The organism is Pseudescherichia vulneris (assembly GCF_902164725.1).
In the GTDB taxonomy this organism is placed as follows: Bacteria; Pseudomonadota; Gammaproteobacteria; order Enterobacterales; family Enterobacteriaceae; genus Pseudescherichia; species Pseudescherichia vulneris.
Map to the genome: position 1 here is coordinate 1,749,721 of NZ_LR607338.1, position 13,954 is coordinate 1,763,674.

Genomic DNA, 13,954 nt, shown 5'->3' on the forward strand with positions numbered 1-13,954 from the left:
AAATAATGAGTAGCGTAGATATTCTTGTTCCTGACCTGCCTGAGTCCGTAGCCGATGCGACCGTGGCCACCTGGCATAAAAAACCGGGCGATAGCGTCCAACGTGATGAAGTTCTGGTAGAGATCGAAACTGATAAAGTGGTACTGGAAGTACCGGCGTCAGCGGACGGCATCTTGGATGCCGTATTAGAAGAAGAGGGCACCACCGTGACCTCTCGCCAGATCCTTGGCCGCCTGCGTGAAGGCAACAGCAACGGTAAAGAGAGCAGCGCGAAATCTGAAAGCAAAGAGTCGACTCCGGCTCAGCGTCAGCAGGCGTCCCTCGAAGAGCAGAACAACGAGGCGTTAAGCCCGGCGATCCGTCGTCTGCTGGCAGAGCACACCCTTGATGCCAATGCCATTAAAGGCACCGGCGTCGGCGGCCGCCTGACCCGCGAAGACGTTGAGAAGCACCTGGCAAAATCGTCAGCGGCAGCAGCAACCGAAGAGAAAGCACCGGCTGCCGCCGCTGCCGCGCCTTCTGTTACTCCCGTGGCGGGCAACCGTTCCGAGAAACGCGTGCCGATGACCCGTCTGCGTAAACGCGTGGCCGAGCGTCTGCTGGAGGCAAAAAACTCCACCGCGATGCTGACCACCTTCAACGAAGTGAACATGAAGCCAATCATGGATCTGCGTAAGCAGTACGGCGATGCCTTCGAGAAGCGTCACGGTATCCGTCTGGGCTTTATGTCTTTCTATGTGAAAGCCGTTGTTGAAGCGCTGAAGCGCTACCCGGAAGTGAACGCCTCTATTGATGGCGAAGATGTGGTTTACCACAACTACTTCGACGTCAGCATGGCGGTCTCTACGCCGCGTGGCCTGGTGACCCCGGTGCTGCGTGACGTCGATGCGCTGGGCATGGCCGACATCGAGAAGCGAATCAAAGAGCTGGCGGTTAAAGGCCGTGACGGCAAGCTGACCGTTGAAGATCTGACCGGCGGTAACTTCACCATCACCAACGGCGGCGTCTTCGGTTCCCTGATGTCTACGCCGATCATCAACCCGCCGCAGAGCGCCATTCTGGGTATGCACGCAATCAAAGATCGCCCGATGGCGGTAGATGGCAAAGTAGAGATCCTGCCGATGATGTACCTGGCGCTCTCCTACGATCACCGTCTGATTGATGGCCGTGAATCGGTAGGCTTCCTCGTGGCCATCAAAGAGCTGCTGGAAGATCCGACCCGTCTGCTGCTGGACGTGTAGTTTTCGCACGCTTGCCCGGCGGCGCGTTGGTCGCCGGGCCGATAAAATCATGACCTGACGATTACCTGAAAAATGGACGGAACAGATGAACTTACATGAATACCAGGCAAAACAGCTGTTTGCCCGCTACGGTTTACCCGCGCCGGTAGGCTATGCCTGCAATACGCCACGCGAAGCAGAAGAAGCCGCCTCAAAAATCGGCAGCGGCCCGTGGGTAGTTAAGTGCCAGGTACACGCCGGTGGCCGCGGTAAAGCGGGCGGCGTTAAAGTCGTTCACAGCAAAGAAGAGATCCGTGCGTTTGCCGAGCACTGGCTGGGCAAGCGTCTGGTGACCTACCAAACGGATGCCAACGGCCAGCCGGTTAACCAGATCCTGGTAGAAGCGGCGACCGATATTGATAAAGAGCTCTACCTGGGCGCGGTTGTTGACCGCAGCTCTCGTCGCGTGGTGTTCATGGCCTCTACCGAAGGCGGCGTGGAAATTGAAAAAGTGGCGGAAGAGACGCCGCACCTGATCCACAAAGTCGCGCTCGATCCGCTGGCTGGCCCTATGCCATACCAGGGACGCGAGCTGGCATTTAAACTGGGCCTGGAAGGTAAGCAGGTTCAGCAGTTCACCAAAATCTTTATGGGCCTGGCGACCATCTTCCTTGAGCGCGACCTGGCGCTGATCGAGATCAACCCGCTGGTGATCACCAAGCAGGGCGACCTGATCTGCCTTGACGGCAAGCTGGGCGCTGACGGCAATGCGCTGTTCCGCCAGCCGGATCTGCGCCAGATGCGCGACCACTCTCAGGAAGACGCCCGTGAATCACAGGCGGCACAGTGGGAGCTGAACTACGTTGCTCTCGACGGCAACATCGGCTGCATGGTTAACGGTGCGGGCCTGGCAATGGGCACCATGGACATCGTTAAGCTGCACGGCGGCGAACCGGCTAACTTCCTTGACGTGGGCGGCGGCGCAACCAAAGAGCGCGTAACCGAAGCGTTCAAAATCATTCTCTCCGACGATAAAGTGAAAGCCGTACTGGTTAACATTTTCGGCGGTATCGTGCGCTGCGACCTGATTGCCGATGGCATCATTGGTGCGGTGGAAGAAGTAGGCGTTAACGTTCCGGTTGTAGTTCGTCTGGAAGGGAACAACGCCGAACTGGGCGCACAAAAACTGGCTGACAGCGGCCTGAACATTATCGCAGCGAAAAGTCTGACGGACGCAGCACAGCAGGTTGTTGCCGCAGTGGAGGGGAAATAATGTCCATTCTGATCGACAAAAATACAAAGGTAATCTGCCAGGGCTTCACCGGTAGCCAGGGGACCTTCCACTCAGAGCAGGCCATCGCCTATGGTACGCAGATGGTTGGCGGCGTGACCCCAGGCAAAGGCGGCACCACGCACCTCGGCCTGCCGGTGTTCAACACCGTGCGTGAAGCCGTTGAAGCGACTGGCGCAACCGCCACCGTGATCTACGTTCCGGCTCCGTTCTGTAAAGACTCGATTCTGGAAGCTATCGACGCAGGCATTAAGCTCATCATCACCATTACCGAAGGTATCCCGACGCTGGATATGCTGACGGTAAAAGTGAAGCTGGACGAAGCGGGCGTGCGGATGATCGGTCCGAACTGCCCGGGTGTGATCACCCCAGGCGAATGCAAAATCGGTATCATGCCGGGCCACATCCACCAGCCGGGTAAAGTGGGCATCGTTTCCCGCTCCGGTACGCTGACCTATGAAGCGGTTAAGCAGACCACCGACTACGGCTTCGGCCAGTCTACCTGCGTCGGTATCGGCGGTGACCCGATCCCTGGCTCTAACTTTATCGATATTCTGAAGCTGTTCGAATCCGACCCGCAGACCGAAGCGATCGTCATGATCGGTGAGATCGGCGGTAGCGCGGAAGAAGAAGCGGCTGCTTACATCAAAGATCATGTGACCAAACCGGTTGTCGGCTACATTGCCGGCGTGACCGCGCCAAAAGGCAAGCGTATGGGTCACGCAGGGGCGATCATCGCCGGTGGTAAAGGCACAGCAGACGAGAAGTTTGCCGCGCTGGAAGCCGCAGGGGTGAAAACCGTGCGTAGCCTGGCAGACATTGGCGAAGCGCTGAAATCTATTATTAAGTAAATAAAAAAATCTCGACATGGTTGGCCACCGCAAGGTGGCCTTTTTTATTGTCTGTACAAATATTTCCCAAAATTACATATCTCTCTTAAATAATTATCAGGAAATAGTCGATAGCGATCACGATATAGTGAATATTCTCGCTGGGAATGCGGGCGGAGTAATAAGGAGTGATAGGATATCGCCCAAAAGTAACAGGGAGGCAGTATGCGAGGGAAGTTACCGAAAACAGAACTACTCATCACCTTTGAGGCCGTGGCACGGCATGAGAGCTATACCCGTGCCGCAGAGGAGCTGGCCTTGACCCAAAGTGCGGTGTTCCGCCAGATGTCGGCACTGGAAGATTTTCTGAATACCGAGCTGTTCAGCCATGCCAGAAAACGTATTTTCCTTAACGAGGCGGGAAAATATTATCTCGACATGGTAAAGGATACATTAAATAAATTTGAGCGTGATACCCATGCTATTATGACCTGGCAGCCAACGTCACGCGTTGTTGAGCTGGCCGTTAACCCCACGCTGAGCACCCACTGGCTTATTCCCAAGCTTGGCGAGTTTACTCAATGCTATCCCGATATCGTGGTGAATATTAACTCATTGGCTAACGTCGGGGATTTTCTTAATCGCGGCTACGATGCGGCTATCATGCGGGAAGATTTCTGCGCGCCCCTGGCTCGAGTGGACTCTCTGTTTGAAGAGGAGCTGCTGCCGGTGTGTAGCAGGACGTTGCCAGGCTACGTCGGGAAGAAGATAAAGGTGGAGCGGCTGCTGGACAACTTTACGCTGCTGCATCAGAGCACGCGTATTGAGGGCTGGGCCGAGTGGTTCTCCCTCTCTGGTATCAGCAGCCCGAAGGTGAAGCTTGGCCCGCGTTTCGACCTTATCTCGATGCTGATTGCAGCCGTCCGCTCAAGGCTGGGCGTCGCGCTGCTGCCGCGTTTTTCCGTCCAGCACGATCTCGATAACGGCAGCATGGTCATTCCCTGTGACGTGCCCATGCGTACCGGCAATCGCTTTATACTGACGTGGCGGGACGACGGCGTGGCGTCGGGTGGAATGCTGCTCTTCCGCGACTGGCTGTTAAAAAAGTCAGCGGCCGAGCAGCACGCGCTATTTAAGACTCTGTGACGGGCAGAGATTACAGCCGTGACGCTGCTCAAACTGCTGGTAAAAGTTATTGCCTTTGTCATCCACCAGGATAAACGCAGGCATATCTTTTACCTCCATCATCCATATCGCCTCCATGCCCAGTTCGGGATACTCCAGGCAGCGCAGGCTGCGGACGTAGTCCTGGGCTAGCAGGGCCGCTGCGCCACCGATGCTGCCCAAATTAAACCCGCCGTGCCTGGCGCAGGCGTTGGTCACCTGCTGGCTGCGGTTGCCTTTTGACAGCATCACCAGGCTACCGCCAGCGGCTTGAAACGCATCGACATAACCATCCATGCGGCCACCGGTCGTGGGGCCCAGCGATCCCGCAATGCCACCTTCCGGCGTTTTAGCCGGGCCAGCGTAGTAAACAATATAGTTTTTCATGTAGTCAGGCAGAGCCACACCCGCATCAAGCCTGGCCTTGAGCTTGGCATGGGCGATATCCCGGGCAACAACCAGCGGGCCGCTCAACGAAAGGCGCGTCCCCACAGGATAGCGCGATAGGTCGTGCATCACCTCGCGTAACGGCCGGTTGAGATCGACTCTGACCGCCGCGCTGACGCCAGGTATACGCAACGTCTCGGGAATAAACCGTCCTGGATCGCGCTCCAGCTTCTCGAGCCAGAGGCCGTGGCGATTGATTTTACCCTTGATGTTACGGTCGGCGGAGCAGGAGAGGGCGAGGGCAATCGGGCAGGAGCCGCCGTGCCGCGGCAGGCGTATTACCCGGATGTCGTGAGCAAAATACTTACCCCCAAACTGCGCCCCGATGCCCAGCGCCCGGCTGGCGTTAAGCAGCGACACCTCAAGGTGCAGATCGCGAAACGCCTGACCATGCTCGTTGCCGCGAGTGGGCAGCGTATCGTAGTACTTCGTCGATGCCAGTTTGGCTACCTTCATCGCCTGCTCAGGGGACGTTCCGCCAATAACGAAAGCAATATGGTATGGCGGACAGGCGGCGGTGCCGAGCGCCTGCATTTTCGCTATTAAAAAGGGAACCAGCTTCTCTGGATCAAGGATGGATTTAGTCTCCTGAAACAGCGCCGCTTTATTAGCCGAGCCGCCACCTTTGTTAATAAACAGAAATTTGTATTCATCCCCTTGGATCGCTGCGATATCAATTTGTGCGGGCAGATTCGTGCCGGTGTTCACCTCCGTGTACATATCCAGCGGTGCGTTTTGTGAGTAGCGCAGGCTGTGTTCCTGAAAGGTTTCGTAGATGCCCAGGCTCAACGCCTCGGCATCGTTACAGCCGGTCCAGATTGATTGCCCTTTTTCGGCTACGATGGTTGCAGTGCCGGTATCCTGGCAATAGGGCAGAACACCCTTGGCCGAGACCTCGGCATTGCGCAGCAGCTGCAGGGCAACGTAGCGATCGTTTGCGCTGGCCTCGCGATCGTGAAGGATCGATGCAACCTGTTTAATATGAGCGGTGCGCAAGAAAAAGGAGGCCTCGTAAAAAGCGTGCTTTGCCAGCGCCGTTAATCCTTTTGGATCCACGGTAATTAGCGTTTTATTATCTGCTTCGATAATCGATACATATTGATCGCTAAGCAGATAATATTCAGTCAGGTCTTTATCATGCGGAAAGGGTTCTTGCCAGATAAAAGGTTTAGTCATAATGGTTTCTCGTTAATCTGTTTATTACAACCGCGCGAGCTGCGATGCTTTTCCACGGCAGCCTTCGCCAAAGTGTTCCCCCTCCCAGCGACTAACCAGCGCTGCGCCCATGGCATTACTCATTACGTTAGTGGCAGAGCGGCCCATATCGAGGAAGGGATCGACGCCCATTAATAGAATCAATCCGGCTTCAGGAATATTGAACTGGTTAAGGGTGGCAGCAATAACCACCAGCGAGGCGCGCGGCACCCCGGCCATGCCTTTGGAAGTCAGCATCAGAATAAGCAGCATGGTGATCTGCTCGCCCATACTGAGGTGAATATTGCAGGCCTGAGCGATAAAAAGGGTAGCGAAGGAGCAGTACGCCATTGAGCCAACAAGATTAAACGAGTAGCCGATTGGCAAAACGAAGCTGGCTATTTTTGGTGAGACGCCAAACTTTTCCAGCGCCCTCAGCGTACCGGGAAAGGCTGCTTCCGAACTTGAGGTGGTAAACGCCAGTAGAGCAGGCTCGGCGATCCCTTTAGTTAAGCGGAGAACACAGGGGCCAATCGTCGCCAAAGAGATACCAATTAAAATGACCCACAGCAGCCCAAGGGTCATATAAAACTCACCCATAAAGATCCCGGCGCTGACCAGCACGCCCAGCCCACGCTCTGCGATCATGGCTGAGATGGCGGCAAATACCGTGAAGGGGGCAAAGAGCATAACGTAGCCGGTAATTTTGAGCATCACCTCCACCAGCGAGTCCAGCACATGGACGATGGGCGCGCCTTTATCGCCGATGGCCGCCAGCCCGCAGCCTAAGAAGATGGAGAAGACGACAATCTGCAGAACCTCGTTGCGGGCCATAGCATCAACGATGCTGGTGGGGATGGCATGGGAAATAAACACCTTAAAGGTAAAAGGCTCAGCCTTTAACGCGGCGACGCTGGCGGCGTCGTGGGCAACAAAGTTGATTCCGGCACCGGGCTGGAAAATATTAACAATAACCAGGCCTAAGGCAATGGAGATCAGTGAGGCACAGATAAACAGCAGCAGGGTCTTGGAGAAAATGCGCCCCAGCGTTTTGGCATCGCCCATTTTTGCAATTCCAACGACCAATGTTGAAATAATTAATGGCGCGATGATCATTTTGATCAGCCGCAGAAATATCGCGGTTAAAATTGAGATGTCTTGCGAGTAGGCTTTGGCCGTTTCAACCGTGGCGACGGTATTAATAATAAATCCGGCAATGATACCCAGAACAAGGCCCGCGATAATCATCGTGGTTAAGCTTTTCGACTTCATTTTCACTCCATCGGATTGAGGCGCTGGTGGCGCAAAAGTTATGTTTTCAATTCTGTCTAATGACCAGTAAGTTTTAGAACAGGGGTACGCGATGACGTACCCCGTAAAGGGTTAGGGTTATAGGGTGTTAAATATCAAAAACGATGTCTAATAAGGGCGCATGCTGCTGAGCGCCATACACGTCGTTGTCTCCTCGGTTACCTGAAACGATACCCCTCGGTAAAATGGCTTTGACGGCGTTAGCCGGGTCGAACCAGACGATGCGGGGAAGCTGTTTCTCTTCCAGGTTGTACAGGCGCGCAACTAGCTGGGCGGTAAACTGCCCCGAGGCTTTAACCGCCAGATAGTCGCTCTGCTGCTTAAACAGAATATCCAGCACCAGTTCATAGGGTCCGGCGTTTTTGGACCGGATCACAAGGGCTAACGAACGAATGGACTGTTTCATGCCACTGCTCCTTCCGGCGTGACCTGCTCAAGGACGAAGGGGAACTGCAGCGCCTCGCTGGCCTCAATAAGGTGGTAGACCGAGAACTCATAGACCGGGCCGCAAGGGACATCCGAGGGTGAAAAGGGGAATGCCAGGTTGCCCGCCGTAGCGATCCGGCCTTCGTAGCCATAGTGCAGCAGCGTTGAGCGCACCAGCGAGCAGACGCTGTTAGCAAGCTGCTGGTCCGCGGCCACCACGTCGAGAACCATCCCCAGCTCGTGTCCGGCCTGAGGTACAGGCTCATGTTCACCCATTACGCCGTTTTTGCCGTAGAGGTGGAAAGTAATGCGGATCTCTTCCGCGTTGAGGCTCAGGTTGCTAATGACACTCGACTTCACCTCTTCAAGAATGGTTTCAATGCCAGCGATCATGATGGGATCGCGAATGCCAGCGATGGTCAGGCAGCGGTAGCCCACTAGGCGGGCACCCTCCAGCTTTAACCGGTAGGGCGTGGTCTCGTGGCGGGAGCCGCTGACGTAGACCTCTCTGTCATTAACCGCTTTGAAAGTGCAGGCCTGCAAATTGAGCACGCCGCCGGGACCCGGCAGAAAGTAGGGATCGGACTTTTCATACAGCGTATGGGCCGCCGCAGAGGTTTCGGTAAACTTCCGCTTAGGGTTAAACACCTTCAGGGTGAAACCATGTTCGTCGAGGATCCCCATAGCGCAATCCGATCCCGATCCTGGCGTGGCGGCGATGGCGGCACACTCAAGGATCTTTCCGCAGTGCAGCGCCAGCCCCTCGTCAAAGCCCTGCATGATAGGCAGGGCCGCAAAACAGGCAGGATCGTAAGCGCGTCCGCCTAATATTACCTGTGCCCCGGCCGCCAGCGCGCGTTGAAAAGGCTCCACGCCCATCTGCGCGACAATAGAGGTGCTGTCATCAATATCCTGATGGGTTAACGGCGGCACAAAGTCGAGGGCAGTGATATTGCCCGCATCCAGCGCCTGATGAACGATCTGCTTATCGACATCTGCAGGGATGGTTGCCAGCGTAAACGTGAGCTGCTCTTCACGGGCGATCTCCAGCACGATCTCACGACACCACGCGAGATGCGGAGCCGCACCCGAGCCGCCCGCCGTGCCGATAACCACCGGGATGCCCTGTTTAACTCCGGCTGAGATCATATAGCGCAGGTCGCGCTTCACGCCTGCGCGATCGGTAAAGGGCTTTCCCGCGCCGAGATAGTGCGGGCCCGGATCGGACGAACCGGCATCCACGGCGATCAGATCCGGGGATTCAGCCAGCGCGCTTAAAAAGCTCTCCTCTGGAAAGCCGTAACCAAGGATTGCGGTCGGCGACAGGATCTTAAAGGTCTTTGCCATCGCTTATCCCCTTGCCTGCAGAAACGCAAGGGTGCGCTGCATTTCGTTAAAGACAATATTAAGACCCTCGTCAAATCCCATGCCGGGTTTGACTAGCATGCGCATGGGACGAGCAGCGAGGGCAACGTGCACGCAGGTTCTGGCGCTCACCTCCGTCTCATTACAGGTGCCGCCCTGGTAGGCCTCCATTCCATACTTGTTGCAGTAGAGCACCGCATCAACAATGTTATGAATGCTGCCCAGATCGGGCGTTTTGATCTGCACCATGTGGCAGCTGCCGGCGTCGGTAAAGTCGACAATATCCTGATAGGTGTTGCACCACTCGTCGGCAACGATTTTGACTCCGGACCCCAGCTTCGTCAGCTCGCGGGTGATCGCCGTCAGGAGACGGATCTGATCGGCTTTGTTACCGGCATCAACCGGCCCCTCAATATAGAGCGGTAGACCCTGGGTCTCTTTTTCAAGACTGGCGATATAGTGGGCGCAGCGCTGCGGATCCTGATTGAAGATCAGGCCGATAGTGCCGTAGACGTCAATGTGCAGGGTAGGGTGGTAGCGTGGGCTGGTGCGTAACGTCATTACGCGGTTTGCCAGCCAGCGCACATAGTCACGCAGCTTCTCACCGTCGTAGCCCAGCTTCTCTTCCACATTATTAATCAGCGCATGGGGTAGAACGTTAACGCCCTTGAGGATCATTTTATCCACGGCGATGTAGCGGTCGTCGCCACTCTGGCCAAACAGGGGAATGGGCTCGGCAACCGTCGGCAGCTGCCATTCATCGGCGATAACCTCAGCTTTGAGTCGACCCGTCGCCAGCGCGGCGGCATCCAACAGCGCCTGCGAGAGGCCATAGCGGACGGCTGTGTGCAGCGGTTTACCCTCGATGCGCAGCGTGTCGAAAAAGCGAGCGTTGGGCAGGAAAGCCTGCACGTCGCGGCCCTCCAGCAGGGGCTTAATATGATCGTTGAGCCAAGGAATAAAGGTTGCCGCCAGGAAGAGCGGGTCACGCCCACCGGCCCCCGAGTACTGCACCGCCGTACAGTCACCTACGGCAACGGCACCGTTCTCCAGGATGAGCTGCACGCAAACGCACTCACCGGCCTGGCGCACCGAGGTAAAGCCCGGCGTTACCGCTTGACCGGTATAGATAAAGCCGTCATGGCCTGCGCCGTTCTTAATGGCCTGCTGATCGTCAAAGTAGAAGGAGGAGTATCCTGCGGTAAAAAGCGCCTGTTTAATTTTCATTCTGGTCTTCCTATTAACTTGCTGTGGGATACGGCATTGATATCGTCAACAACCATCTGGAATGAGGCAGGGCGGCGTTCAACGCTGGCGCGTGCGGCAACAAAGTCGTGGTGCATCGCCAGAATGTCATCCGGGAGCGGGACGGCACCGGCCTCTAAGATGCGGATAGCACCTGCGTTATCGCGTACCGGCGTCATCTTGCCAGCGTTACAGGCCGCCGGTGCAAACGGGATATCCAGCACGCCAGCTTCAAAAGCCAGTACCGTGCCGCGGGCGATATCGCCGTTGCCGAGGGCAAACACGCGATCCAGCACGGCACGCACTTCACGTTTAATGAGTTCAACTTCAAGATCGACCGCGCGACAGGCCGGGAAAGGCTGATCGCGAACCATGTTGAGCATCTGACGCGACGCCTTCAGCCCCTGGGCATTCGCGGCAGCGGTAGGAATGCCGAAGGCTTCATGCGGACTTTTGGTAATGACTTTGGTTGCGCCCGCCATGCCAGCGACGGCTGCGCCCCAGGCGATCACTGAAAACGCTTTTGCCTCATCCTCCGGGAAGCCGCCCATCCACTGATGGAAGACGGTGCTGAGCTCGTAGTCGTCGTAACCCTGCTGGCGAAAATAGTCATGGGAAAGTTCGCGCAGCGCTTTCACGGCAGCAACGTCCTGCGTCAGGCTGCCTACCTGGCCATAGCCCACGGTAATAGAGCGCACGCCCTGTTCAAGCGCCAGTAACCCTTCAATGATGGCAACCGCATGCGACATAAACGGTGGGATCAGTGTCCCGGTCAGGGGGCCGAAAGGCTCGCGGTTGATGCGAATGCCGTGCTCTTCATACAGGCCAATCAGGCGATCGCAGTACTGCCAGTCGCGCAGGGATTTTTCGAGTGTGACGCGTTTCGCATAGGGAATGTTGTAGGAGATGCCGCCCCCCTCGTAGCTGGTAAAGCCGCTGGCGAGAGAGATTTCAGCCAGCAGTCGTGCGTCAGGCGTGCCGTGCCGGACCTGAAGTGGTTTTTGCAGAGATTCGGTCAGGTGGCGGCAGGCAGCCACGCCGTGATTAACCACCGGTAATCCGTTAAGTTTTGAGGTCCCCGCCTCAAGGGATTTTTGAATGCCTACCGCAGCATCGTCGTAGCGGTTCAGACGGGTATAAGCGTCTATGGTGGTCGGCAGCAGATCGCACTCCTGCTCCAGCACCTTAAGCAGAGCAATGTGCTCATCCAGCAGCGCCACGCCCGCACGGGGCTGGCTGAGGGTAATACCCTGTTCATCTGCAATACGCAGCGCTCGGGCGAAGTTTTTGTTCTCAGGAATGGTCTGCTGGTACTTTACGCCATCTTCGAAATGGGTAACGTCCTTCCCGGTCGGCCATGTTTCCAGAACACCGTGCCGCTCAGACATGAAATCATCATGGGTTATCTTTTTATTGCTGAGTTCCATTCGTTGCTACCTTGGGTTTGGGGTTAAACAGTGAATGCTGGCAATCGCAGCCGCCTGGGGATAGAGCCTGGCGCTATTCGCCAGCAGGGGGATCAGGCCTTTTTCATCCCGGTAGTAGTCGAACCGCGTGGGCAGCAGGATCCGGTTACCGCGGGCATCGAGATCGCGATATTTGAGCCAGCGGTGAATATCAAACGTCGCCGCACGGGATAGCCAGCCGCCGGAGCCCACCACTTTGCGCACCGGGGTGAGGTCACGCCCAATTTGCAGATCGACCGTGCCTGCGCTGGTCGCCACCGTTTTTTTTGTTCCCGCATGGCGTTCGCTGGCATAGGCCACGCATAGCCCGGCCAGCAGGGCGTCGAAACGGTGCTCTTCAGGGCTGGTGGGCAGGGAGTCGGGGCAGGCAGCGAGTTTATTGAGGTAGCGGTAGAAAGCGGCGTGCAAATCGGGCTGCATGGCAAAGAGCGAGTCAATAAGCGCCCGGGTGCTTTCGCCAACTACCGCCGCAGAGACGCGCATCCCTAAGTCGCCCTCAACGGTGCGTTTTACAAAGGGTTCAGGCAGGCCATGGAGAACGGTATCCGGAGAGAGGGTATTGGCGCAGGCGGAGTAGACGTCGGTGGTTGCGCCCCCCATATCAATCAGCATGAATGATTGCCAGGCATCGTCATGCTGGCTCATCAGCTTGACCAGCTCAAAGACCGTCCATGGTGTAGGCATGGGCGTTTCACCCGTCTCATCCACGATGACGTCCAGCCCTTTCCCCTTCACGATGCGTGAGAGGAAGATGTCACAGATCGCCTGGCGAGCGGGTAGGGGGTTAGGTGAATCCAGCTCAGGGAGAATGTTATCCACTACGGTGAGCTGCTTATGGGCCAGCAGCTGCTGAACCTCGTGCTGAATGTCACGGTTGCCAGCGTAGACAATGGCACAATCCAGTTCGGACGTAGCAAGTAGCCGTGCATTGTTCAGGCCATAGCGCGTCTCTCCGCCATCGGTTCCGCCAGCGAACAGCAGAATATCGGGCGGGGATGCCTCAAGCTGGCGAATATCGTGTGGCGTCAGCGTGTAGGCATAGTACTGGGCGATTTTTGCTCCTGCCGAATGCGCGGTAACCTTCGCCGCCTCAAGCGTAATAGCGGGCACCAAACCCATCGCGGCAACGGCCAGCCCACCTTTAGCGGAGGAGGAGTATTTCAGCGTAACGTCACCCCGTCTGAGCAGCGGTCTGGCATTCGCGACCTCTAGCAGGTGATGCAGGCAGGTAAAAAAACCTTCAGCAAGATGATGCGTGGTGGTTGGCGTGACCGCCTGGTTAAGAAGCCGCAGATTATTATCACCTTCAATTTCAAAAAGTGCGGCCTTAGTCCAGGTTGAGCCAATATCGACGGATACCGTACGCATTACACAACCTCTTCCGGCTGCGGGCGGCAATTGGTTAATTTATTGTTAATGTCGGTGGCGATTAATTCACAAACGTCTTCCAGATCGTGACTCGGAGAGAAAACACGGTCGAAACCCATCTCTTTAAATTTGTGCTCAACTTCAACAAAATCGTGTTTGCCGACCACCAGATTCCCTCCAACGTAAAGTAAAATCTCTCCGACCCCACGTTCGATGCAGCGTTCACGTAAGCCGAGACAGTCAATATCGCCGTGACCGTAAATAGAGGAGACCACAATAGCGTTGGCCCCGGTTTCGATAGCGGCGTCAATGTACTCATCCTGGCTGACCATGACCCCGAGGTTGATCACCTGAAAATCATGGGCGGTAAAAACGCGATCCAGCACTTTGTTGCCGACGGCATGACAGTCGGCACCAATTACGCCAATAACGAGCGTTGGTTTTTTCATGGGGCATCCTCTATTCATTTTCACTAAGATGAGCATCAATCAGGCTGAGAAGCACAAAAGCTATGGAATAGAGAAAAGTGTGCGGCGAGGGCAGGTGAGAGGCAATTGATCTATTTTCAAAAGCTCTTTCGCCAAAAAATGATTTAATGCTGATTAATATTTAAGCTATTGATATTAA

Annotated in this window: 12 protein-coding genes; 4 read left to right on the plus strand and 8 right to left on the minus strand. The window is 55.9% G+C overall.

All coding sequences use genetic code 11. The annotated features are described in order from the left end of the window. The first annotated feature begins 5 nt into the window (after window positions 1-5). From odhB to FN633_RS07380, 4 genes are all read left to right on the plus strand, one after another. Window positions 6-1,241: a 2-oxoglutarate dehydrogenase complex dihydrolipoyllysine-residue succinyltransferase gene (gene odhB, locus FN633_RS07365; RefSeq protein WP_154057269.1), complete on the plus strand. Its 1,236-nt coding sequence runs from the start codon at window positions 6-8 to the stop codon at window positions 1,239-1,241. 85 nt (window positions 1,242-1,326) lie between these two features. Further along, window positions 1,327-2,493, plus strand: coding sequence for an ADP-forming succinate--CoA ligase subunit beta (gene sucC / locus FN633_RS07370; protein ID WP_042392144.1), 1,167 nt, complete (start codon window positions 1,327-1,329; stop codon window positions 2,491-2,493). Further along, a complete protein-coding gene (gene sucD, locus FN633_RS07375; RefSeq protein WP_042392146.1) occupies window positions 2,493-3,362 on the plus strand; it encodes a succinate--CoA ligase subunit alpha in 870 nt (289 codons plus the stop codon). The genes sucC and sucD overlap by 1 nt, the downstream gene beginning before the upstream one ends. A 204-nt stretch (window positions 3,363-3,566) precedes the next feature. Continuing rightward, window positions 3,567-4,487, plus strand: a complete 921-nt coding sequence (locus FN633_RS07380; RefSeq protein WP_154057270.1) for a LysR substrate-binding domain-containing protein — start codon at window positions 3,567-3,569, stop codon at window positions 4,485-4,487. Here FN633_RS07380 and FN633_RS07385 read toward each other — a convergent pair. The 8 genes from FN633_RS07385 to glmS form a co-directional block, all read right to left on the minus strand. Next, window positions 4,470-6,128 carry a FumA C-terminus/TtdB family hydratase beta subunit gene (locus FN633_RS07385; RefSeq protein WP_154057271.1) on the minus strand — a complete coding sequence of 553 codons (1,659 nt, stop codon included), beginning with the start codon at window positions 6,126-6,128 and terminating at the stop codon, window positions 4,470-4,472. The two genes, FN633_RS07380 and FN633_RS07385, sit on opposite strands and share 18 nt — an antisense overlap. Window positions 6,129-6,152: 24 nt before the next feature. Continuing rightward, window positions 6,153-7,418, minus strand: a complete 1,266-nt coding sequence (locus FN633_RS07390; RefSeq protein WP_154057272.1) for a dicarboxylate/amino acid:cation symporter — start codon at window positions 7,416-7,418, stop codon at window positions 6,153-6,155. 127 nt (window positions 7,419-7,545) lie between these two features. After that, a complete protein-coding gene (locus tag FN633_RS07395; protein WP_154057273.1) occupies window positions 7,546-7,863 on the minus strand; it encodes a DUF4387 domain-containing protein in 318 nt (105 codons plus the stop codon). Beyond that, window positions 7,860-9,230, minus strand: a complete 1,371-nt coding sequence (locus FN633_RS07400) for an acyclic terpene utilization AtuA family protein (RefSeq protein ID WP_154057274.1) — start codon at window positions 9,228-9,230, stop codon at window positions 7,860-7,862. The genes FN633_RS07395 and FN633_RS07400 overlap by 4 nt, the downstream gene beginning before the upstream one ends. Before the next feature lie 3 nt (window positions 9,231-9,233). After that, the gene (locus FN633_RS07405; protein WP_154057275.1) at window positions 9,234-10,475 is read right to left on the minus strand and encodes a methylaspartate ammonia-lyase; all 1,242 of its coding nucleotides are present in this window, start codon (window positions 10,473-10,475) and stop codon (window positions 9,234-9,236) included. Beyond that, window positions 10,472-11,920 carry a methylaspartate mutase subunit E gene (locus FN633_RS07410; RefSeq protein ID WP_154057276.1) on the minus strand — a complete coding sequence of 483 codons (1,449 nt, stop codon included), beginning with the start codon at window positions 11,918-11,920 and terminating at the stop codon, window positions 10,472-10,474. Before FN633_RS07410 ends, FN633_RS07405 begins: the two co-directional genes overlap by 4 nt. A gap of 6 nt (window positions 11,921-11,926) precedes the next feature. Then, window positions 11,927-13,327, minus strand: coding sequence for a methylaspartate mutase accessory protein GlmL (gene glmL / locus FN633_RS07415; RefSeq protein WP_154057277.1), 1,401 nt, complete (start codon window positions 13,325-13,327; stop codon window positions 11,927-11,929). Then, a complete protein-coding gene (gene glmS / locus FN633_RS07420) occupies window positions 13,327-13,776 on the minus strand; it encodes a methylaspartate mutase subunit S (RefSeq protein WP_154057278.1) in 450 nt (149 codons plus the stop codon). The genes glmL and glmS overlap by 1 nt, the downstream gene beginning before the upstream one ends. Window positions 13,777-13,954 lie beyond the last annotated feature (178 nt).